The 21,459-nt window shown below is 46.0% G+C and carries 19 protein-coding genes; 12 read left to right on the top strand and 7 right to left on the bottom strand.

Annotated features, from left to right (window positions below):
• Positions 1–35 precede the first annotated feature (35 nt).
• The 3 genes from DW996_RS09000 to DW996_RS13400 form a co-directional block, all read right to left on the bottom strand.
• Positions 36–1,121 (bottom strand): endonuclease/exonuclease/phosphatase family protein, encoded by a 1,086-nt coding sequence (locus tag DW996_RS09000; RefSeq protein ID WP_118535483.1) that lies wholly within the window; start codon positions 1,119–1,121, stop codon positions 36–38.
• Between the two features lie 175 nt (positions 1,122–1,296).
• Positions 1,297–1,869: a substrate-binding domain-containing protein gene (locus DW996_RS13405; protein WP_243098734.1), complete on the bottom strand. Its 573-nt coding sequence runs from the start codon at positions 1,867–1,869 to the stop codon at positions 1,297–1,299.
• Complete coding sequence (locus tag DW996_RS13400) at positions 1,776–2,303, bottom strand: LacI family DNA-binding transcriptional regulator (RefSeq protein ID WP_243098733.1); 528 nt, start codon at positions 2,301–2,303, stop codon at positions 1,776–1,778. Before DW996_RS13400 ends, DW996_RS13405 begins: the two co-directional genes overlap by 94 nt.
• A 135-nt stretch (positions 2,304–2,438) precedes the next feature.
• Between DW996_RS13400 and DW996_RS08990 the strand changes: the two genes are divergently transcribed.
• The 6 genes from DW996_RS08990 to DW996_RS08965 are packed head-to-tail and all read left to right on the top strand — an operon-like array spanning position 2,439 to position 8,758.
• Positions 2,439–3,839: an L-fucose/L-arabinose isomerase family protein gene (locus DW996_RS08990; protein WP_118535482.1), complete on the top strand. Its 1,401-nt coding sequence runs from the start codon at positions 2,439–2,441 to the stop codon at positions 3,837–3,839.
• Between the two features lie 15 nt (positions 3,840–3,854).
• The gene (locus DW996_RS08985; protein ID WP_118535481.1) at positions 3,855–4,685 is read left to right on the top strand and encodes a transketolase; all 831 of its coding nucleotides are present in this window, start codon (positions 3,855–3,857) and stop codon (positions 4,683–4,685) included.
• Positions 4,686–5,636, top strand: a complete 951-nt coding sequence (locus DW996_RS08980; RefSeq protein ID WP_118535480.1) for a transketolase family protein — start codon at positions 4,686–4,688, stop codon at positions 5,634–5,636. It begins immediately after the preceding gene.
• Positions 5,637–5,648: 12 nt separating this feature from the next.
• On the top strand, positions 5,649–7,172 hold the full coding sequence (locus tag DW996_RS08975; RefSeq protein ID WP_118535479.1) for an FGGY-family carbohydrate kinase: 1,524 nt from the start codon (positions 5,649–5,651) through the stop codon (positions 7,170–7,172).
• A gap of 54 nt (positions 7,173–7,226) precedes the next feature.
• Positions 7,227–8,120, top strand: coding sequence for a DUF5060 domain-containing protein (locus DW996_RS08970; protein WP_158575298.1), 894 nt, complete (start codon positions 7,227–7,229; stop codon positions 8,118–8,120).
• Positions 8,117–8,758, top strand: coding sequence for a DUF5605 domain-containing protein (locus DW996_RS08965; RefSeq protein ID WP_118535477.1), 642 nt, complete (start codon positions 8,117–8,119; stop codon positions 8,756–8,758). Before DW996_RS08970 ends, DW996_RS08965 begins: the two co-directional genes overlap by 4 nt.
• Before the next feature lie 62 nt (positions 8,759–8,820).
• Here DW996_RS08965 and DW996_RS08960 read toward each other — a convergent pair whose 3' ends face one another.
• Positions 8,821–9,501: a TetR/AcrR family transcriptional regulator gene (locus tag DW996_RS08960; RefSeq protein ID WP_118281428.1), complete on the bottom strand. Its 681-nt coding sequence runs from the start codon at positions 9,499–9,501 to the stop codon at positions 8,821–8,823.
• A gap of 221 nt (positions 9,502–9,722) precedes the next feature.
• Here DW996_RS08960 and DW996_RS08955 point away from each other — a divergent pair, with 221 nt between their 5' ends.
• Together DW996_RS08955 and DW996_RS08950 are read left to right on the top strand one after the other, a co-directional pair.
• Positions 9,723–12,002 carry a glycoside hydrolase family 3 C-terminal domain-containing protein gene (locus DW996_RS08955; RefSeq protein ID WP_118535476.1) on the top strand — a complete coding sequence of 760 codons (2,280 nt, stop codon included), beginning with the start codon at positions 9,723–9,725 and terminating at the stop codon, positions 12,000–12,002.
• Between the two features lie 10 nt (positions 12,003–12,012).
• Positions 12,013–13,506: an MFS transporter gene (locus tag DW996_RS08950; protein WP_118281430.1), complete on the top strand. Its 1,494-nt coding sequence runs from the start codon at positions 12,013–12,015 to the stop codon at positions 13,504–13,506.
• A 20-nt stretch (positions 13,507–13,526) separates the two neighbouring features.
• Here the strand turns inward: DW996_RS08950 and DW996_RS08945 are convergent, their stop codons facing one another.
• A complete protein-coding gene (locus DW996_RS08945) occupies positions 13,527–14,105 on the bottom strand; it encodes a TetR/AcrR family transcriptional regulator (RefSeq protein WP_118535475.1) in 579 nt (192 codons plus the stop codon).
• Between the two features lie 171 nt (positions 14,106–14,276).
• On the opposite strand from DW996_RS08945, the gene DW996_RS08940 reads away from it, so the two are divergent.
• The 3 genes from DW996_RS08940 to DW996_RS08930 all read left to right on the top strand — a co-directional run bounded on the left by DW996_RS08940 (position 14,277) and on the right by DW996_RS08930 (position 16,998).
• Positions 14,277–15,323 (top strand): alpha/beta hydrolase, encoded by a 1,047-nt coding sequence (locus DW996_RS08940; RefSeq protein ID WP_118535474.1) that lies wholly within the window; start codon positions 14,277–14,279, stop codon positions 15,321–15,323.
• Between the two features lie 62 nt (positions 15,324–15,385).
• On the top strand, positions 15,386–16,858 hold the full coding sequence (locus tag DW996_RS08935) for a sialate O-acetylesterase (protein WP_118535473.1): 1,473 nt from the start codon (positions 15,386–15,388) through the stop codon (positions 16,856–16,858).
• Positions 16,810–16,998 (top strand): hypothetical protein, encoded by a 189-nt coding sequence (locus DW996_RS08930; protein ID WP_147403550.1) that lies wholly within the window; start codon positions 16,810–16,812, stop codon positions 16,996–16,998. Before DW996_RS08935 ends, DW996_RS08930 begins: the two co-directional genes overlap by 49 nt.
• Positions 16,999–17,092: 94 nt before the next feature.
• Here the strand turns inward: DW996_RS08930 and DW996_RS08925 are convergent, their stop codons facing one another.
• Together DW996_RS08925 and DW996_RS08920 are read right to left on the bottom strand one after the other, a co-directional pair.
• Positions 17,093–19,195 (bottom strand): methyl-accepting chemotaxis protein, encoded by a 2,103-nt coding sequence (locus DW996_RS08925; protein WP_118535471.1) that lies wholly within the window; start codon positions 19,193–19,195, stop codon positions 17,093–17,095.
• 263 nt (positions 19,196–19,458) lie between these two features.
• The gene (locus DW996_RS08920) at positions 19,459–20,283 is read right to left on the bottom strand and encodes a helix-turn-helix transcriptional regulator (protein WP_118535470.1); all 825 of its coding nucleotides are present in this window, start codon (positions 20,281–20,283) and stop codon (positions 19,459–19,461) included.
• A 217-nt stretch (positions 20,284–20,500) separates the two neighbouring features.
• On the opposite strand from DW996_RS08920, the gene DW996_RS08915 reads away from it, so the two are divergent.
• The gene (locus DW996_RS08915; RefSeq protein ID WP_118535469.1) at positions 20,501–21,301 is read left to right on the top strand and encodes an alpha/beta hydrolase; all 801 of its coding nucleotides are present in this window, start codon (positions 20,501–20,503) and stop codon (positions 21,299–21,301) included.
• Positions 21,302–21,459 lie beyond the last annotated feature (158 nt).

Genomic DNA, 21,459 nt, shown 5'->3' with positions numbered 1-21,459 from the left:
CGGGAGCAAATGTGCTCTCGCCTTTTTGTCATTTCTTATTTGGTTACGGTTACGTTCATAACGATTGGATTATGATCAGAGTTCTTAAATCCAAGATCTCTTGTCTCAACTGTGTTGATGGTAAGATTATCAGAAACGATAAATCCATCGATCATGTAATACTGGAATACGCTTGGATCACTGTCGTTGCCGGCAAGTGGACGATCCAGAGAGCGGCAGGACGGTGTGGAGTTGTCGGTTACAAAAGTCAGATTGTCGCCAAATTCATCGACATCAATGACACCCGGTGTCCACATATCTTCGCTGACAAGCGGATAAGCGCTGTTGTCATAGTTTGAGAATGCCTGGTTGAAATCACCACCGGCAATGACATAGTTGCCCTTTTCTGCTTCTTCCTGTAAGAGTTCGCGCAACTGCTTGGTCTGTGCAGCCTTGCCTTCGCCATCGTCATAGGCCTCCAGGTGCAGGTTGACCAGCACCAGTTCTTTGTCACTGCCCTCAATGGCAACGCGATCGACCATGAGACAACGCTTGAGGTTGCCGAGGCGGATCGGGTACTTGAACGGACATGGCAGAGAGATACGCTGGGAATCATCTACGCTAAAAGCAGATAAAGTGGAGATACCACAATCGACCTTGCCAATGGTAGGAAGCGGATAAGGAACGTAGGCTACCTTGTAGTTTCTGGCAAAGGTAGAATTGTAACCATCCAGAGAAGAAGTGATCTTTTCTAATTCATCAATGCCGTAAGACCTCTTGGAATCACGATCGACCTCCTGTAAAAAGACAACATCGGCATCCTCCTTCTGGATCTGTGCCACAACAGCATCGATATTGTTATTGACCTGTGACTCGGTGCAGGAGCGGACGTGTTCACCGCCATCCATAAAGAAATCAGCGTTTTCGCCAAGTCCGGCGTAGCCCATATTCCATGTCATAATGGTAAAGTCATCACCTGCGGCGAGTGTCTCGGAAGAAGATCCGTCAATGTCCAGAGACTCGGTATCCTTCGGCTTGTACTCCGTGATGGTCAGATACCCGATAAAAAGAATGACTGCGGCTACCAAGACCAAAAGAATGATGAGGATGGTCTTAAGAACCTTTTTGAGTGTTTTGTTCATGTAAAATACCCCCTATTGATAAATGTAAGAAGATGCCCTCCCCAGAGCATCTCGACCTTGCTCTATTTTAGCATAAAAAGAGAGGCAATAGAACCATTGATCCTTGGAAACTTTACATAAATTTTACATAAGAAATTTGTTTAAATTGATAGGAAAAAGCAGAAACGATAGCGGCCTACACCGAAAAACGCTTAATGAGCGATGTGGAGATCTGCAATTTGACGGTATGACTGGCAGGATCTTCCATCTGGCGGATCAACTGGTCGACGGCGGTCTGACCCATGAAACGTCTTGGAATATCAATGGTCGTCAGTGAAGGATCTAAAATACGTCCCTCGGAAATATTGTCAAATCCGATAATGGCAATATCATCCGGGATCTTGTATCCACGCAGTTTGAGAGCCTTGATGGCGCCGATGGCGATCAGATCATTGTCCGCAAAATAGCATTTGGCAAGCGGTGTGCCACTGTCAATGATCTCCAGCATATCCGAAAAGGCACCCTCGATGGATGGGGCTAATTCATGGGAAAGGGACTTGCTGACGGACATGCCGTGTTCGCGCACTGCCTTTTGAAAACCGGTCTTGCGTTCGGAAAAATTGGCAATCGAATAGGAGGAGCAAAGGTGACCGGGCTGTTCGTTGCAACGGTCGATCAGATAGCCGGTGGCAAGGTAAGTCCCCTGCACGTTGTTGATAAGGACGCTGCTACAGTCGATGGCATCGAAACTGGCGTCCAAAAGCACCATAGGCAGGGATGCTTCGAGAAGCGACGGCAGATGCCTGCTGAGAGTTCGGTGCCGAGCAGGATTATGCCGACACAACCGCAAATGCGCAGTTCCTCCACAACCTGTGTCAGGTCATCCGTATTTTCATAGACCTGCAAAGTTTTCAGACCATAGCCCTTATGGCGGCACTCTGCTTCGATCCCTTCCGTCAGTTCGGAAAAGATAGGCGTGTAATTTAGGATGGCGTTGTGGGCGCGGTAAATGATGCAGTAGATATCCCCCGAATGATTTTTCTTTAATTGCAGTCGGCTAAAGTCATAGCCGGCTTTTTCTGCCTCTGCGATAATGCGTTTGCGCATCTCGGTAGAAACGCCTGGTTTTCCATTCAAAGCCATTGAAACGGCGGTAGCCGAGATATTTAATTTTTCAGCCAGTTCTTTTCCTGTGATCCCCATATATTTTACCTTCTTTGATCGATTTCATAAATAAAGTAAAAATAAAGTTATATTTACTTTATTTTACATTTCAATAAAGAAAGAGACAAGGTATTTTATAGAAAAAGTCGTAAATCGGAGGAAAGGAGCATTTTTATGGATCATATTAAATTGGGTTACGCGCCGACCAGACGCAGTATTTTCAGTGCACCGGACGCGATCAAGTACCGGGGACTGACCGCACAGAGGCTGACAGAACTTGGCGTAGATTTTGTAGATATTACGGACATCAATGAGGAGGGGCTTCTTTATAATGATGCCGATATGCTTAAGATCGCTGAAAAGTTTAAGGCAGAAAAAATAGATGGTCTGTTTTTACCACACTGCAATTTTGGGACGGAATACGAATGCGCAAGGCTGGCAAAGGAACTGGGGGTGCCGGTTCTTTTATGGGGACCATTGGATGAGCGCCCGGAGCCGGATGGTACACGACTTCGGGATACCCAGTGCGGGCTATTTGCAACCGGAAAGGTATTAAGACGCTTTGGCGTGCCATTTACCTACATGACAAATTGCCGTCTGGAAGATCCGGTATTTGAGCGCGGACTTCGTGACTTTATGGCGGTCTGCAACGTAGTCAAGACCTTCTGCCATATCCGTATCTTACAGATTTCGACCAGACCTTTTGATTTCTGGTCGACCATGTGTAATGAAGGCGAACTTCTGGAAAAATTCAATATCCAACTGGCACCTATTCCTATGGGCGAATTGGTGGACGAAGTCAGGAAAAATCTGGGAAATGTCGCCGAGACACAAGAAGTCATGACTTATTGCAGAGCCAATATGAATATTGCCATCAAGGACGATGAACTGGAAAAAGTGGCAGCCATGAAGGTAGCCATGAAACATCTTGCAGAAAAATATGGCTGCAATGCCATTGCTATCCAGTGTTGGAATCAGTTGCAGACGGAACTTGGGATCATGCCATGTGCGGCAAATGCGCTTTTAAACGAAGAGGGTATTCCGACGGTCTGTGAGACGGACATTCACGGAGCCATTACAGCACTTCTGGTAGAGGCAGCAGGCATGGGGCAGGTGCGGTCTTTCTTTGCGGATTGGACCATCCGTCATCCGGATTGTCCGAACGGAGAACTCTTGCAGCACTGTGGACCATGGCCGATCTCTGTGGCAGGCGAAAAGCCGACCATTACCTATCCTTTGGCATTTGACTATCCGGGAAGTATTACCGCGGAGGCAAAACACGGAGATGTCTCACTGGTGCGTTTTGACGGAGATCTGGGGCAGTATTCTTTGTTACTTGGACATGCCAAGGGCATTGACGGACCAAAGGGTATGGGTACCTATCTTTGGGTAGAGGTGGATAACATCAAGCGTCTGGAAGCAAAACTGGTGGAAGGACCATATATCCATCACTGCGTGGGTATTCATAAGGATGTTGTTCCGGTGCTTTATGAAGCATGCAAATACATTGGCGTCAAACCGGATCTGTACGATCCAATCGAGGAAGAAGTCAAAGCCTACTTGCGTGGGGAATGAAAGAAGGGCAGGAAAATGAAAAATAAAGAATTAAAAAAACTCGCCTATGAACTGCGTCAGGATACTGTGGATATCATTATGGCAGGGGGCGGCGGTCATATCGGCGGCGATATGTCTATTATGGAAATTCTGGTGGAACTTTACTTTGACCAGATGCATATTTCTCCGGAAAACCAGAACGACCCGGATCGGGATCTCTTTGTCCTTAGCAAAGGACATTCGGTGGAAGCCTATTACAGTGTTCTGGCAAAAAAGGGATTTTTCCCTTTACAGGAGGTAAAAGATCAGTTTTCTAAATTCGGCTCCCCATATATCGGACATCCCAACAACAAATTGCCGGGAATTGAGATGAATTCCGGTTCTCTGGGACATGGGCTTCCGGTCTGTGTCGGCATGGCTTTGGCAGGGAAACGTGATGACAGAGACTACCGCGTTTACACGGTCATGGGTGACGGAGAACTGGCAGAGGGCTCCATCTGGGAAGCAGCCATGGCGGCACACCAGTATCATCTGGACAATCTTTGTGCAGTCATCGACCGTAATCACTTGCAGATCTCCGGTAATACGGAAGATGTCATGGGTCATGAAAACCTGCATGACCGTTTCGCAAGTTTCGGCTGGCATGTCATAGATGTTTCCGATGGAAATGATATTGATGCTTTGCAAAAGGCATTTATAGAAGCAAAAAATACCAAGAACCAGCCGACGGTCATCATTGCCAATACCATTAAGGGCAAGGGGGCGCCGGTCATGGAAAATAAGGCATCCTGGCATCATCATGTGCCGAGTCAGGAAGAATATGCGACGATCATGGCAGATCTAAAAAAGAGAGAGGAGGCGATTTAAATGACAGCAGATAAGAATACTGTGGCAAATCGAAAGGTCATTTGCGATGTATTGTTAGAACATGCAAAAATGGATAAGCAGATCACGGTGCTTTGCAGTGATTCCAGAGGCTCTGCTTCCATGACACCTTTTGCGGATGCCTACCCGGACCAGTTTGTGGAGATGGGGATCGCGGAGCAGGATCTGGTTTCGGTGGCAGCCGGCATGGCGCACTGTGGAAAGAAGCCTTACGCTTTTTCGCCTGCCTGCTTTCTTTCTACCAGATCCTATGAGCAGTGCAAGATTGATGTGGCATATTCCCATACCAACGTAAAACTCATTGGGATCAGTGGAGGCATTTCCTATGGCGCGCTTGGCATGAGTCATCATTCTGTGCAGGACATTGCCGCTATGAGTGCTATCCCGGGGATGCGCGTCTATCTGCCGAGCGACCGTTTCCAGACAAAAAAACTTATGGAGCATCTGTTACAGGATAAAGAACCGGCTTATGTTCGTGTAGGGAGAAATCCGGTCGGGGATATTTACAATGAGAAAAATTGCCCCTTTACCATGGATCAGGCTGTGATTTTACAAAAGGGAAGCGATGTGACCCTGATCGCCTGTGGTGAAATGGTAAAAAAAGCAGTGGATGCAGCAGAAATCCTTGCAAAAGAGGGTATCAGTGCAAGTGTCATTGATATGTACTGTGTGAAACCGCTGGATAAAAAGGCAGTCGTTGAGGCGGCACAGAATACAAAACTTGTAGTTACCGTGGAAGAACATGCGCCATTTGGCGGTCTTGGATCTATGGTGAGCCAGGTGGTTGCCGCGGAATGCTCAAAGAAAGTCATCAACATTGCCTTGCCGGATGCACCTGTCATTACTGGTAACTCCCAAGAGGTATTTGCCTACTATGGCATGGATGGCGAAGGTATTGCAAAGACAGCAAGACAGGCACTTTTTGCTGAGTAAAGAGGGAATAGCATGGCAGGAAAAAAGTATGTATTGGCAATCGATCAGAGTACACAGGGAACCAAAGGTATTCTGTTTGATGCAGAAGGGCAATTGATCTGTCGGCGTGATGTTGCGCATGAGCAGATCGTAAATGAAAAAGGCTGGGTTTCCCATGATCTCGATGAGATTTATCGGAATACGCTTCAGGTCGTACATGATGTGGTAACAGAGGCTGGCATTGCAAAAGAAGAAATAGCCTGTCTTGGCATCAGCAACCAGCGTGAAACATCAGCTGCGTGGGATCGCAAGACAAAAGAGCCGCTGGCGAAAGCAATCGTCTGGCAATGTTCGCGTGCGGAGGATATTTGTAAACGAATAGAAAATAACGTTATTCTGGATACCAAGCAGGAGCAGAAGGCATCCGGTGGTGTCGGCGAAGCCATTCGACAAAAGACCGGCATGCAGTTATCTCCTTATTTTCCGGCGGCAAAATATGCATGGCTACAGGAAAATGAGCCGGAGGTAGCGCGTGCCAAACAGGAAAATCGTCTTTGTCTGGGTACGATCGACTCTTGGCTGGTATATAAACTGACAAAAGGAGAAACCTTCGCAACCGATGTATCAAATGCATCACGCACACAACTTTTTAACATCACGGATTTAAAGTGGGATGAAGAACTATGCGGTTGGTTTTCCGTGGATGCCAAAACACTTCCGGAAGTAAGAGACAGCAATGCTTTTTATGGCAAGACGGACTTTGAAGGATTTTTTGCGGAGCCGATCCCGATTCTGGGAGTGATCGGTGATTCGCAGGGAGCCTTATATGGGCAGAATTGTCGGGAAAAGGGACTGGTAAAAGCGACATATGGGACGGGTTCTTCTGTCATGATGCATGCGGGAGATAAGCCGGTCGTCCTGGATAATGGTATGGTAACATCGATCGCCTGGGGCATGGATGGAAAGGTATCTTATGTTTTGGAAGGCAATATCAATTATGCCGGGGCAACGGTCAGTTGGTTAAAGGACAATCTGGGGATAATCACAAGTGCAGGTGATACAGAGGCGATGGCATTTGCTGCAAATCCGACCGATGAGACATATCTCATCCCGGCGTTCAGCGGTCTGGGCGCACCTTATTGGAAAGTAGATGCTAAGGCGATGCTATATGGCATGAGCCGTACAACCGGAAAAAATGAGATCGTGTGTGCGGCATTGGAATCCATCGCTTATCAGATTGCAGACATTGTGGAAGGAATGCAGTATGATAAAGGTATATCAAAGTCAGTGCTTCGGGTCGATGGAGGAGCCACAGAGAATGCCTATCTCATGCAGTTTCAGAGCGATATCTTGCAGAAAAAGGTAGAAGTATCTGCTTGTCAGGAGGCATCGGCTTATGGAGCAGCACTTTTGTCAGGAGAAAAAGCCGAAATTTATGATGACAAGGTGCTTTCTGATTTAAGAGCGTGCCAGGTTTATGAGCCTAAAATGCCGGAAAGCAAGCGACAGGAAAAATGGCAGGGCTGGCGCAATGCCATGGAGAAAGTCTTGCGTTAAAAAGTAATGTGATAAATGTGTATATGAATGAATTTCAAAAAGGAGGACGAGACAATGAAACAATTTGAAATGTATGAACTGACCATCAAAGGAGAGGAGCCACAGGGCTCGCAGGCTCTGGTAGATGTGACGGCAGAATTTACCTGCGGCGGTCAGACTACCAAGGTCAAGGGCTTTTATGCCGGGGATGGAAACTACAAGGTGCGCTTTTACCCAAGTCTGGCAGGCACTTATACCTATCGTGTGAGCGGTCTGATGCAGGCAGAGGGCAGTCTGGTATGTCTGCCGAATGAGGATAAAAAGGCCGGTATCGTGCGTGCCGAGGGGACACATTTTGTCTATGATGGCGGTGGGCTGTTCAAACCATTTGGAACGACCATTTATGCTTTGAGTCATCAGGAAGAAGAAAGAATCGCACAGACCATGGAAACTTTATCGACTGCACCATTTAACAAGGTGCGCCACTGCGTATTCCCGAAACATTATGATTACAACCACAATGATCCGGAATTATATGCATTTGAAAAGGATGCCGATGGCAAGTGGGATGTCAACCGTCCTTGTTTTGCTTTCTGGGAGCATCTGGAAAAACAGATCTTTGCGCTGGCAGACATGGGGATCCAGTCAGACCTGATCCTTTTTCATCCATATGATAAATGGGGCTTCTCTCATATGACCATGGAGGAAAATCTCATCTATCTGGATTACCTGCTCCGTCGTTTTGCAGCCATTCCGCAGATCTGGTGGTCTATGGCAAATGAGTATGATCTTGTTATGGATCGGACGATGGAAGACTGGTACGATATAGAGTCCTTTATTGTGGAAAATGATCCATACCATCATTTACTCAGCAACCATAACTGTTTTGGATTCTATGATTTCTCCAGAGAGAATATTACCCACCAGTGCGTGCAGACCATCCTGGTACAAAAGGCGCTGATTGGATGAAGGAATTTGAAAAACCGCTCTGCTATGACGAGTGCTGTTATGAAGGAAACCTGCCTTTGACCTGGGGCAATATTTCCGGCTGGGAAATGGCAAACCGTTTTTGGATGGCTGTCTGTCAAGGGGCATATGCAACACATGGTGAAGTATTCTTATCCGATGATGAAGTGCTCTGGTGGGCAAAGGGTGGTGTCCTCAAGGGAGAAAGCCCAAAGCGTATTGCCTATCTGAAGGAGATCGTAGATGCCATTCCGGGAGCGATCGAGCCGTGGCAGGAATATCATGATTTTGATATTCAGGCATACATGGAAAAACATCATCTGGAGAGCATGGAAGAATTACAGAATAGTCCCCTGATAAGTCGATTTATGAATCCGAATGAGGTTGATGACATTGTTTCTAAGATGAAAGACTACAATGCCTTCGGTCACGTGGGTGAGGATTATTACATCGGTTACTATGGCAGACATTGTAATGGTATTGCCCCATGGAAACTGCCGGAAGACCATCAGTATAAGATAGAGATCATTGATATGTGGAATATGACGCGCGATGTAACTATGACCGGCGTCAGTGGAAGATTTGACGTTAAAATGCCGGGCAAAGAAGGTATCGCAGTTCTGGCAAGCAGAATAGATTAGCATATCCTACATAGCATAAAGAAGATCGCTTAAGCCTGTAAAAACAAGCCTAAGCGATCTTTTTATTGGTAGTTTTCTTTTCTTTCTTTCGCTTGTTTTGCAGTATCCATGACATAGGAAAAAGCATCCTCTTCGCAGTGTTTTTCGATAATTCCTATGGAGTACAAAAAAACGTGACAAAGTGCTTCCTCCATGTGAGGGATGGGGAGCGTGACGTTTGAACCGGAAAAAGAGTAATAATGGGCAATGGCATTGTAGACGGAAGCATAGATCTCAGCTTCCAGTTCCAGGTTGCGCTCCGGATTTTGTCTGGTCTGGTTGCTTGGGGCGCAAAGATAGCGTTCCCGGAAAAGTTGGGAAACAAACTGATCCATATCTACTTTATCTGTTTTGATCTTATTGAGTGCATAAATGAGATCCTTATGTTCCTGATAGAACTGAAAAAACAAGCGGGCAGGAAGATCGGAAAATTCTTGGAACTGACTGGTGCCTGCCCATTCCTTTCCGATATCTGTATAAGATTCTTTTAGAAGTTTCAGAAAATCTTCTTTATATTTTTTAAATAATTGCTCTGCAATGTCGTATTTATCACGATAATGCGCGTAAAAGGTATTGCGGCTGACAAGTGCCTCATCCAAAATCTCCTGTACTGTCAGTTTTTCAAAAGAACCTTGATTGACCAATTTGATAAATGCATTCATGATGGCGCGATCTGTACGCCGGTATTGTAGGCCTTTTTCCATTTTATCCCTCCTAAAATTACATGGATTTCTTCTCAAACCGTGTTGTTCATTCAGTGCCGAATTTTTCGTATATTATAACACGAACCGAACATAATGTATAGTTGTGGGATGATATATCATGTATGTATGGTGATGGGACAGCATCGCGATAGTGTACATTTGTTTTTGGCGCAGAGCATGCAACAATATGACCAAAGAAAAAAGGAGGAGGTAGGCAAAAATTGTATGAGACAAAGGCAAAAGAGATAGTAAAAACGTTGACTCTGGAAGAAAAAGCGTCACTGACATCCGGGGCAGAGATGTTTGCAACTAGCTGTTTAGAGGAAAAGGGGATTGCGTCCGTTTTCATGTCGGATGGACCGCACGGACTGCGTAAGCAGGAAGGAAAGCAGGATTTCATGGGGAAAAACGAGAGTGTGACGGCGACCTGTTTTCCGGCAGCCTGCTGTGTGGCGAGTTCTTTTGATGTGGAAGTAGCAGAGAAACTGGGGCGGGGACTTGCAAAAAATTGTCAGGCAGAGTCTGTTGATGTGCTCTTAGGACCGGGCATCAATATCAAGAGAAGTCCTTTGTGTGGTCGAAATTTTGAATATTTTTCAGAAGACCCTTATCTGGCTGGCAGTATGGGATCTGCCTATGTCAAAGCCTTACAGGCAGAAGGAATCGGCGCATCCCTTAAGCATTATGTGGCGAACAATCAGGAGACACGAAGAAGAACCAGCAATAGCAAGGTATCTGAGCGCGCCATGCGTGAGATTTATCTGTCCGCTTTTGAAAAGGTTGTCAAAGAGGCAAAGCCTTGGACGGTCATGGCTTCCTATAACAAGGTAGAGGGCACCTATCTGACAGAAAACCGAAAATATCTTGTCGATATCTTGCGCAAAGAGTGGGGATTTGATGGTATGGTGGTCAGTGACTGGGCGGCTGTGCATGACCGGATTGCTGCTGTCAAAGGGGGCTGCGCGCTGACTATGCCGGGAGATTCTCTGCACGATCATGTCATTGTGGATGCGGTCAAAAGCGGGGCATTAGAGGAAAGACTTTTGGACGAGGCCTGTGAGCAGATCGTTGCGCTGTCACTGAAAGCGCAGGCAAACCGTAAAAAAACTTCCTATGACATGGAAGAAGGACACAGACTTGCAGTAGAACTGGCAAAGGAGTCTCTTGTCCTTTTGAAAAACGAAGGAGATCTTCTTCCGTTGGATGCGGATAAGAAAGTGCTTGTAGTTGGTGCCTTTGCAGAGAAAGCAAGATATCAAGGGGCAGGGTCGTCCCATGTAAATGCCTATAAAGTGCCAACTTTACAGGAAGTCGTTGGAAATTGTCCAAATGTTTCTTTTGTGGAAGGTTTTGGTATGGAAGATTCCTACGATGAAAAAAAGGCGCAGGAAGCCGTAAATGCAGCAAAGAAGGCGGATGTTGTTGTGGTTATGGCGGGATTGCCGCCGATCATGGAGTCCGAGGGGTTTGACCGTTATACCATGAAACTCCCAAGATGTCAGAATCGTCTGATTACAGAACTTGCATCTGTGCAGAAAAACATAACGGTGGTATTGGAAAACGGCGGTGTCGTGGAGATGCCATGGGCAGATGAAGTCCTGGCTATCGTAGAAGCCTATTTGGCGGGAGAAGGAGTAAATGAGGCTATCTGGTCAGTCCTTACCGGTCAGACCAATCCGTCAGGGCATCTGGCAGAATCTTTCCCACTGTGTTATGAAGACTCTTCTGCATATCTGACCTGGCCGGGCGAGGGAAATGAGGTGACCTATGGTGAGGACATCTTTGTTGGGTATCGCAATTACAGCAGCCGGAAGCAGAGAGTGAGATTCCCATTTGGACACGGATTGTCATACACGACATTTTCCTATCGTGATCTGTTTGTGGAAAGGAATCGTTATGTAGCCGGACAAACGCTGGAGGCTAGGGTTACAGTGGAAAATACTGGAAAACGTGCCGGAAAGGCTTTGGTGCAGCTGTATGTCGGTTGTAAAAAGGGCGCGACGGCTATCAACCGGCCTGTGCGTGAACTTCGTCGCTTTGAAAAGGTTAGTTTACAGCCGGGTGAGAGTAAGACCGTGATATTTACCTTGGATCAGAGATGTTTTTCTTATTGGGATGAGGGCGCGCATGCTTTCCGTGTTCCGGGCGGAGATTATACGATCGAGATCTGTCAGGATGCAGCGACAGTCTTGTTGCAGCAGGAGATCACGGTAGAAGATGAGTACATAGCAAGTGGACAAAAGTATGATCTGATGACACCGATCGTGGATGTGCAGAAACATCCGCTGGGCAAGGAATTTATGGAAGAAGTTCAGCCGATGATCGATGCTGTTATCGCCAGAATGGATATGGGAAAAGCGTCAGCGCAGATGCCGTATGCAGAGGAAATGCCAAAAGAATTAGGACTTTTGTCGGAACCATTACAGACGATAAAACGAATGTTGCCAATGCTTCCCGAGGAACGTTGGGAAAACTTATTTCAAGAAATGAACGAAGAGTAGGAGGAAAAGTATGAGAGGGTTAAAAGAGAAAATGAAAATGCAGGATGCCAGTGTGACGGATGGGGTCCAATACCGTAAGGCATCTTTATTTGACATGATTGCCAGTGTGGCAACAAATGGAGGTCAGATGTGTTTTTACATCCTGATCATGTATGCAAGTTATATAGGAACGGAAGGGTATGGGATTGCTGTCGCAACTGTCGGAGTCATCCTATCCATCACTAAGGTCTTTGATGGAGTTACAGATGCATTGGCGGCAGCACTGATAGAGAAGATGCCGGGCACGCATGGAAAGATAAGGATCTGTGTTGCCGCAGGATTTATCATTGAATCGCTTGCCGTGCTTTGCCTGTACAACTGGTGTGTAGGTAAATTTAGCGGTATTGCCGGAATTGTCGTGTTTACGATTACCTATGTGATGTACACGCTGGGCTATACTTTGTGTTCTACAGCTGCAGCAGTCGGACCGACCATCCTTACAAACGATCCACATCAGCGGCCAATGATGGGTTTTATTGGTACTGTTTACAGTTATATTACACCGATGGTATTCAATACGGTAATTGCATTTGCAATTTTGCCAAAATATGATAACCAGTACAACGCAGCAATGCTCAAAAATTCTTGTTTCTTCTTTGTGGCTTTTGCAGGAGTTTTGACCCTTCTTGCTATCATTGGTCTGCGTCATGCGGATGTAAAGGAATCTTATGAATCTATTGGCAGCAAGAAAAAGGACGACAAGATCAAGTGGAGCGACATGTGGCATGTACTTCGTGACAATCGACCGGCGCAGATGTATATTGTTTCCTGTGCAACGGACAAACTGGCGCAGACCGCAGCAAGTCAGTCTATCATTCTTACTTTGTTAAATGGTATTCTGATCGGCAGTTACAAGACAACGACCATGATCAATAATTTTACTATGATTGTAGGTATTGCATTTGCCTTCCTGGGCGGTATGTATGTATCCAAGCATGGTGTTAAGAAGTCAACTACTTTCTGGTCATGGGTTTCCATTGGCGTTGCTGCTATGACTTGTGGTTTCTGTATTATTTTAGGAAAAGATGGTATGAGTCAGATTTCTGTGGCTGTTGTTCCAACAGTTATTTATTGTATCTTTATGTTGGCAACGACTGCAACGCGTATGATTTTGACGACCACAGCAGGTGCCATGCGTTCGGATGTTGTTGACTATGAGTTGGAGCGTTCCGGAAAGTATATGCCGGCAGTGGTAGGTGGTGTCTATTCTTTTATTGATAAGTTGATGGCAGCACTTGCTACGACCATTGCGACCCTTTGTGTGGCAGCCATCGGTTATAAGAATACCATGCCGCAGATGGGCGATAAGGCTACAAGTGGTGTTTTCTGGATGGCAATGTTTCTAAGTTTTGGACTTCCGATTATCGGTTGGTTGTGTAATATCGTTGCCATGAAGTTCTATGAACTGGACAAAGACCGTATGGTTCAGGTACAGAAGAATATTGCAGAAATGAAAGAGCAGTAAAGTAGTTATGCCTTTGTGCGCTAAAACCACAGTGACAAAGACAATAATAATTGACTTTTCATCTGTCTGAGATCCGGCTTGCTCTGGGTGGCAACAGACTGCATAAAAGATAGGCAGGCATCTGTGGCAAAGGAGAGAAAGTCCGAATTATCACGCGAAAGAGCGCAGACTTCCGGCGGCAGAGTCTCTTGCAGATATTGCAAGAAAGGCTCTGCCGGCAGGATCTCTGTTACCGGATCGGCAGGATAGATGTAGAGCCCAAGGGTCATGACCAGACGAAAATCCTCCCGGCGGCAGATCATGTCGTCAAGAATCAGGGAAATATACTCCAAAGCCAGATCTTCTGGCTTTTTTTGTGTGGGAAAAAGATCCGGGAACCGGAATAAGGTGCCGGTGGTTGTCTGGTAAAGGTCTTCAATGATCGCAATACTATTCTTATAATATTTATACAATGTGACCGTAGATACATCCAGCGTCTGTGCCAATCCCTGCATAGAGAATGAAAAAAGTCCCTGATCCAGTATCATCCGGCGTGCCGTTTCTAAGATTTCACTGCGCCGTTTCTGGCGCATCTGTTCAAAATAAGCAGTTTGATCCATATATAATATCCCCTTTTAACTTTTGGAAAATGTTTGATTTTGTATAAAATTACTACAATGCTACATTAGTATAACACGTTACTTGTGAAAAAAACAAATATATCTTGCAACACAGTGTAAAACGAGTTAATATAATGTTAATTCATTTTATAAAACGAAAAGGAGAAGATAATGGACGTAGAGAAAATCGTATTGAATGGGGAAAGAAATGTGACGCTGACAGCATACACACAGCCGGTGGAAGGAGAATTTAATCATATCAGTAAGCGGCCTGCTGTGTTGATTTTGCCGGGCGGGGGCTATTCTATGTGTTCTGACAGAGAGGCAGATCCGGTAGCCTTTCCTTATCTTGAGGCAGGCTATCAGGCTTTTATCCTGCGCTATTCGGTGGGAGAGGATTCTGTTTGGCCGAATCCATTAGATGATTATGAGCAGGCCATGGCTTTGATTGAGGAGCGAGCAGATGAGTGGAAAGTCCTGACGGATAAGATCGTGGTAATCGGGTTCTCCGCCGGTGGACATCTGGCAGCCAGTGCGGCAACGATGAGTCAGCATCGTCCATATGCGGCGATTCTGGGTTATCCTGTTATTGAAGGAGATTGTGCCAAGATTTATGAGAAGACAGCACCGGATGTTATTGCAGCCGTGGATGATAATACCTGTCCTTGCTTTGTGTTTGCAACGAGAACAGACAATGTGGTACCGGTTAAGAATACTATTCATTTGCTTGATGCGCTGGAGAAGCATGAGATCATGTTTGAAAGTCATATTTATTCCCATGGAGCGCATGGATTTAGCGTCTGCAATACATCTGTGACAGCGGATCCGGAAGCATACAGCAATCGTGTGCCGCATTGGGTGGCAGATTCTATCGAGTGGCTTAAGGATATCATGGGAGATTTTGCGAATGGGCAGATGAAGCAGCCACGTTTTTCAAAAAGTATCAATGGAAATCGTGAGCCATTCTTAAATGTTGACTGTACCATGGCATATTTGTCCGGAAAGCCGGAAGCGATGAAGATCATTGAGCCAATTATGCATATGAGTGCAGGACAAGGTCAGGAGCAGGCAGCCCAGGTAGATGGAGCAGCCATGATGGAGGCGTTAAAACTTATGACCCTGCGACATTTGTTATCCTATGCTGTTACTTATGCGGGAATGTCGCGAGATCTGATCGATCAGGTGGATGAGCAATTGCGTCAGATTCCGAACAAGTAATGATCAGGATTGTGTGATTAAGGTGGAGATGCCACGAAAATAGAGTCAGATGGAGGTAGGAAATGAAACTTGCAAAAGTATTTTCAAATGGGATGGTTTTACAGAGACAAAAACCAGTATATATCTGGGGAGAGAGTCAGCCAAATCAGATGGTAAGGGCTGAGATTCAGGGAAAGAGCGCTGAGGTAATGGCAGATGAAACAGGTCATTTTTGCCTGAAAATCGAGCCCCTCGAGGCTTCTGCGTCAGAGATGCTGCAGGTGAGTGATGGGATAGAGACAATGACTCTGGAAGATATAGCAATCGGTGAGGTTTACATTGCCGGCGGACAGTCTAATATGGAATTCCCTCTGCGCTATGAAAAATATCATGAGCAGGTCATGGGGCTGGATGATGATGAGTTGCGCTTTTTTGATGTACCAAAGAAGTTTTATGAGGAACAGGATAGCGACTTTGATTACAGTGCAGTAGGCAGATGGCGCAGAGCCACATCAGAGGAGAATCTGGGATATTTTTCTGCGGTTGCTTTTTACTTTGCCAAGGAGATCAGAGAAAAGGTCGGCGTTCCGGTCGGTATTATAGGATGCAACTGGGGCGGTACCTACAGTTGTGCATGGATGGACCAGGATACTGTGGAACGTGTAGGAAAACCATGGATGGAAAAGTGGGAAAAGTCAGTGGAAGGCAAGGATATGGAGCAGTTCTGGGCGGAGAGGAAGGCAGATCCGCAGAGCGATGCAGGAAAGCCTTGCCTGAGTCCTTTTGATCAGGTGGTTCTTCCGAGAACACCATCCATGGAAGAAATCGGAAAAGCCATGATGGATATGGCACAAAAGGGGCTGGAAAGTATGTCACCTGAGGCACTGGCAGAGCAGAAAAAGGCATTGGGACTCGATGAGAATGCATCGCTGCAGGAGATGATGGCAAAAACAATGGAAGCCTATCGTATAGAATATGTAGACGCCAGAACTATGCCGGGAATTTTATATGAGCATATGGTAAAGCAGATTGCCCCATTTTCTGCACGTGGGGTACTTTGGTATCAGGGCGAGAGCGATGATGTGCCGGGCTTGCAGTCGCTTTATACCGATATGATGAAGGGACTGGTCAGTGATTGGCGCAAATTATGGAAGGACGAAGCACTTCCGTTTTTTGAGGTGCAGTTGCCGGGCTGGAGAGACTGGATGATGCAGACCAATCTGGATTATGCGACAATCCGTCGCTGTCAGGAAGAAGCAGCAAAAACAGTCGATGGCCTATATATGGCATCTATTGCTGATGTCGGCGAAGAACATGATATTCATCCGAAAGATAAGCGCACGGTGGGACATCGCTTGGCGCTTTTGGCAAGAAAATATCTATATGGAGAGGATATCCTCTGCGAGGCACCGAGACCGGAAGGGATAAAACGTGAGGGTGATACGATCCGTATAAAGATGGCATATGCAAAAGAAGGGCTTGAGATCGCAGGAGATTCCATCAATGCTTGTCAGTGCTTGAGAATGGCAGAGAAATTTCTTATCAGGCTTTGGTAGACGGAGACAGTCTGGTTTTGAGATTGGAAGAAATGACAGAGGGTTCTTTACAGATTCGTTTTGCAAGAGATGCCTGGTATCAGGTGAATTTGTTTAATGCAGCAGGAATTCCTGCTATTCCGTTTGAAACGCGTTGTTAAGAAGTTGTGGCTGTAAGAAAGTCCGGGATGACCGTAAGAAAAAGGTTATCCCGGACTTTTTAGCACATTTTTGATATTTAGGAAGTCTGAAGACTTACTGAAAACTCGTAGCCCCATCACGCAGGCGGCTTTCGATATATTCCATAATATAAACATTATCATCTGGCATCTGACAGCCAACGATGTAGGTACCATCGTGATCGGAACAGCGAATGATCCGTCCATCCAACACGTTGTGAGATGCCAGTGCAAAGTCATTGATCGTGATGGTAAGGGATTGTCCCTTGGCATCGGTAAAGACCGGATCGCTGGACAGGAAAGCAAAGCCATTGGCACTGATGTTGTCCAGTTTGCCGGAATAGGTCTTTCCGCTGTCAGCCATGGTGATCGTACAGGTGTTGCTGGCATCAATACGCGGATATTTACGGCGATTGTTGATGCGTGGGCGACCGGTAATGCGGATGCTGTAATTGCGGTTGTGGTCGGTATTTGGATCCAGACTTGCCTTGTTCCAGCAATAGAGGACATTGCCGACAACGACCTGAACTTCGCAACCGGTAACCTTATGCAGGCTAAGGATCTCGCTTGTCTTAATAAGGAGTCCGTCCTGCGTCTGCTCTACCAATTCGCCGTGATGCGGCTCAGTCTCTCCCTCTAAGGTAAAGAGAACTTTCATGCCGGCTTCCACATCCTCGATTCCCATAAATCCGCCAAAACCGAGTTCACACATGAGGCTTTCAATGACGGACTCGATGGAATTGATATTGTTGGCACTTTCTTCGTATTTACTGAGCATACGCTTGCTGGTCTCATCAGAGTCATTGATGCAGTTGGTCATATGGCTCATGATGTCAGAAACCTGCTCCATATTCTCTACCAGTTGTGAGTTGGATGTCTCGACCTCACGCATAGCAGAATCGATATCCTGGATATGATCGCCCAACTGGGAAGAATCTTCGTTGATCTTTTTGACATTCTCGCCGGTCTGTGTCACCTTTTCCATGGTCTGCTGGATGAGTTCCAGTGTCTTTTCCATGGAGGTCATCATCTTGGCGGAGGTCTCTTCCAGACGGACCAGAGCATTCTGGATCTGACCGGAAGATGCGCTGGTTTCGGAACTCAACTTGCGGATCTCCTCGGCAACAACGGCAAAACCTTTGCCTGCTTCTCCGGCTCTGGCTGCTTCGATGGAAGCGTTGAGAGCCAACAGGTTGGTCTGGCTGGAAATATTGTCAATGGTACCGGTCTCTTCCTTTACCATCTCAAATTCACTTTTGAAATCATGTAATATATGGTCTACTTCGTTTGATAAGTTGGACATGACTTGCGTTGTCTCGATCAAACTATCCAGGTCGGAAGAACTGCTCTGTGCATGGACACCGGACTCGCGGGTCAGTTCCACCATTTCCTCGATCATGGCGGCAACATGTTGTACCTGTGCATTGATGTCGGTCGTCATATCCATAGAGGAAGTCGTGCGATCCTGCAACTGTGTGTTGTTGCCGGTTAATTCGTTCATGCCCAGCATAACGACATCAGCGCCGTGCTTATTCTCGGAAGCAAGTTCGCGGACAACCGTCACGCCGTCCAAGATAGAGTTGCTGGCAGACTTTACCTTGTCCACTGTGGTAACAACGCGGTGCAGATCTGACTTGATGCTGTCGGTCATAGCTCCGTCTGACTCATTCAGATGCTGGATAGAACGGACATAGCATATATAGCAGAGGATGATGCAGGCAATCTGCAATTGGTAGTTCTTGGTGTCTGCTGCGGAGTTAAAACCGTGCAGATAATGATATGCGCAACTGAAGATGACCATGCCGGTATTGATGATACCGCAGTATTTCATAAATTTTTTGTCTTTATAGAGTACTAAAAGGCTGGTCACCGGAAGGGCATAGGTAAAGGCAATCGGTGACTCTGTAGTACAGATAACAAAGAGATAAAAAATGCCATAACCGATCGCAAGATCATAGCGATAGAGGTCAGTGTCGGCACCCTTTACTTTCATAAGGATCTGACCGGATAAAAATGGCACCCAGCAGAGAAGTAAGAACATCAGATAATAGATCGGTGTGTTCAGACCGTTAGCAACATCAGCACCATAGTTGGCAGTCAGCAAGAGAGAAAAAACAAGCCAGATGTTGCGCGCTCGTCGATTCGCTTTTGCTTTAAAAAGGTTTTCGTCGTATTCCATATATTTATTCTCCTTTGTGGACCAAAAACGTGGAGTTGGCACGGTCTCTGGATCAACTTATACTTATGTATATTTTAATGAATATATGAAATGGATGCAATACCTGACTTGCTATTTTGCCATAGATTTATGAGGGCAGAGACTGCCAGAATGCCAGAGCATCTTCCAGCCATCCTTCTACGGCAAGTCCCTTTCCCAGTCCGAAACTGTGTCCGCCTGCTTTTCCAAATCTGCATTTGTGCGTCACTCCTTTTTCTTATGATCTATTCATGTTTTGGGTTTGCCTTGCGGTAGGCAGATGGTGAGGTTCCCACGACGGATTTAAAGGTCCGGTTAAAATGTGTCAGGGAAGAAAATCCGGTCTGCTCGGCAATCTTGGTAAAATTCAGGTCACTTTCTGTGATCAGGCGCTGGGCGTGCAGGATGCGCAGGGCATTGGTGTACTGGACGATGGTGCGGTTGGTGTACTTCTTGAATTCATGGCAGAGATAGTACTCGCTCACATAAAATTCAGCCGCGATATCTTGTAAACGCAATTCGTGTTGATAGTTTTTCTCAATATAAGAGATCACCTTTGCCATACGGCTCTGGGTCTCCGGCTTTGGCGATGCCTGGGTGCTGCGCATGATGGTAAGCAGCAGAGTATTGAGCAGATTTTCCATAACTGTTTCATGCAAAGGATCATCCCTTTCCTGTTCCTGCTCTTTTTGCAGTTCAATTAATAAAAAATGAATGGAGGAGGAGATCTTCTGCTCCGGTTCATACAAGCCGCTTCCGTTTTTTAAAAGATCCAGAAGCACCGGGGATGCGACTGCCTCATCTTTAAAATAGAGGACTGTCCGCTTGAAAGATACATCATGATCGGAAAAAGAATAGTGCATGATATAAGGTGCAAAGATCATAAAAGAGCCGACCTTGGTCTCATACTGTTGATCCTGCATGACGTGATGACGCTCGCCTCCCTCTAAAAAATAGAGTTCAAAGTAAGTATGGTAATGGGAATGTGACATATTGTCATTCATGCCCTCCACGCGATGACAGGCAATGGAAGCGCCCTGTTCCATTAAGATAGCAGCACGATCGATCATCTTTGACCTCCTTTTTACCAAAAACTTGGCGACATCATAAGAAAAATTGTTAGTTTTATCTACAGATCTGTCGCGAAACAACAAGATTTGTAAAAAAATGTCACGCACAAAACAAAAATGGTGTAGTTTTGCTATTGCCATTTTGCTACCATTTTCCCAGAAACGCAAGAGACAAATTCCGAATGGAACTTGTTCAAAACGAGGAGGTGAAGATGAGATGGCATTGATGGAGACACATTATTACAGTTTCTCTCTGGGAAGCAACATCACTTTAAATGTGTTCGTGCCAACGCCGGGAAGCAGTGAGGAGATCACCCAGATCAACCATACCCAAAAGTATGATTATGAGGCGGGACTTCCGGTACTCTATCTGTTGCATGGTGCCTATGGGGATGCGTTTTCCTGGGTGCGTTACAGTAATATCGATCGCTACGCGCAGGAGCGTGGCATGGTTGTCGTCATGGCATCCGCAGAAAATTCTTTTTATCAGGATCTAAAGAGCGGTAAAAAGTATAAGACATTCTTTACAGAGGAATTACCGGTTTTCATACAGAGTGTATTCCCGGTCACAAAGGATCGTGAAAAGACCTATATTGCCGGATTTTCCATGGGAGGTTATGGGGCATGGTATCTGGGACTCAGCCGCCCGGATCTTTATGCCAAGGCGGCGAGCATGTCGGGAGCCTTAGACATCGCAGGACTTTATGAGAGTGCGACTGTTCAGGAAAATGAGAACAATCCTTTTTCCTGGGAGGATTCTTTCGGAGATCCGAAGAAATTGTCCGGAAGCAAATACGATCTCTTTGCCCTTTATGATCAGGATGTGAAAGGTGGCTGTGTGCCAAAGTTGTATCAGGCAGTCGGCACGGAGGACTTTTTATACCAGTCCAATCTGCATGTAAAAGAAGTCTTGGAGGCAAAACACGCAGATTTGATCTACAAAGAGGACAAGGGCGGTCATGATTGGAATTTCTGGGATAAGTACATTCAGGATATTTTAGACTGGCTTTTACAGTAATTGGGAGGAAAAGGAAGATGAGCAAAAATAATGTAGATGCGCTTGCGGCACGCAATGAAAACTAAAAACTACCATAAATCAATGAGATAGCAAGATATGTAAAGAAATATTTGAAAAGACAGCAGAATTCGTGTGGATTTGCTGTCTTTTCTTTGCTA

The sequence above is a fragment of the Roseburia sp. AM51-8 genome (assembly GCF_003478275.1).
GTDB classification, from domain to species: Bacteria; Bacillota; Clostridia; order Lachnospirales; family Lachnospiraceae; genus Pararoseburia; species Pararoseburia lenta.
The sequence above is the reverse complement of the archived record's forward strand: the minus strand, read 5'-3'. Positions and strand labels throughout refer to the sequence as shown.

Excerpts from the sequence above, each read along its gene's own strand:
- DW996_RS08975 (WP_118535479.1), top strand. The coding sequence starts at position 5,649 with ATGGCAGGAAAAAAGTATGTATTGGCAATCGATCAGAGTACACAGGGA.
- DW996_RS08925 (WP_118535471.1), bottom strand. The coding sequence starts at position 19,195 with ATGGAATACGACGAAAACCTTTTTAAAGCAAAAGCGAATCGACGAGCG.
- DW996_RS08935 (WP_118535473.1), top strand. The coding sequence starts at position 15,386 with ATGAAACTTGCAAAAGTATTTTCAAATGGGATGGTTTTACAGAGACAA.
- DW996_RS08915 (WP_118535469.1), top strand. The coding sequence starts at position 20,501 with ATGGCATTGATGGAGACACATTATTACAGTTTCTCTCTGGGAAGCAAC.
- DW996_RS08920 (WP_118535470.1), bottom strand. The coding sequence starts at position 20,283 with ATGATCGATCGTGCTGCTATCTTAATGGAACAGGGCGCTTCCATTGCC.
- DW996_RS08940 (WP_118535474.1), top strand. The coding sequence starts at position 14,277 with ATGGACGTAGAGAAAATCGTATTGAATGGGGAAAGAAATGTGACGCTG.
- DW996_RS08945 (WP_118535475.1), bottom strand. The coding sequence starts at position 14,105 with ATGGATCAAACTGCTTATTTTGAACAGATGCGCCAGAAACGGCGCAGT.
- DW996_RS08985 (WP_118535481.1), top strand. The coding sequence starts at position 3,855 with ATGAAAAATAAAGAATTAAAAAAACTCGCCTATGAACTGCGTCAGGAT.
- DW996_RS08950 (WP_118281430.1), top strand. The coding sequence starts at position 12,013 with ATGAGAGGGTTAAAAGAGAAAATGAAAATGCAGGATGCCAGTGTGACG.
- DW996_RS08980 (WP_118535480.1), top strand. The coding sequence starts at position 4,686 with ATGACAGCAGATAAGAATACTGTGGCAAATCGAAAGGTCATTTGCGAT.
- DW996_RS13405 (WP_243098734.1), bottom strand. The coding sequence starts at position 1,869 with ATGGTGCTTTTGGACGCCAGTTTCGATGCCATCGACTGTAGCAGCGTC.
- DW996_RS13400 (WP_243098733.1), bottom strand. The coding sequence starts at position 2,303 with ATGGGGATCACAGGAAAAGAACTGGCTGAAAAATTAAATATCTCGGCT.
- DW996_RS09000 (WP_118535483.1), bottom strand. The coding sequence starts at position 1,121 with ATGAACAAAACACTCAAAAAGGTTCTTAAGACCATCCTCATCATTCTT.
- DW996_RS08960 (WP_118281428.1), bottom strand. The coding sequence starts at position 9,501 with ATGGAAAAAGGCCTACAATACCGGCGTACAGATCGCGCCATCATGAAT.
- DW996_RS08965 (WP_118535477.1), top strand. The coding sequence starts at position 8,117 with ATGAAGGAATTTGAAAAACCGCTCTGCTATGACGAGTGCTGTTATGAA.
- DW996_RS08990 (WP_118535482.1), top strand. The coding sequence starts at position 2,439 with ATGGATCATATTAAATTGGGTTACGCGCCGACCAGACGCAGTATTTTC.
- DW996_RS08970 (WP_158575298.1), top strand. The coding sequence starts at position 7,227 with ATGAAACAATTTGAAATGTATGAACTGACCATCAAAGGAGAGGAGCCA.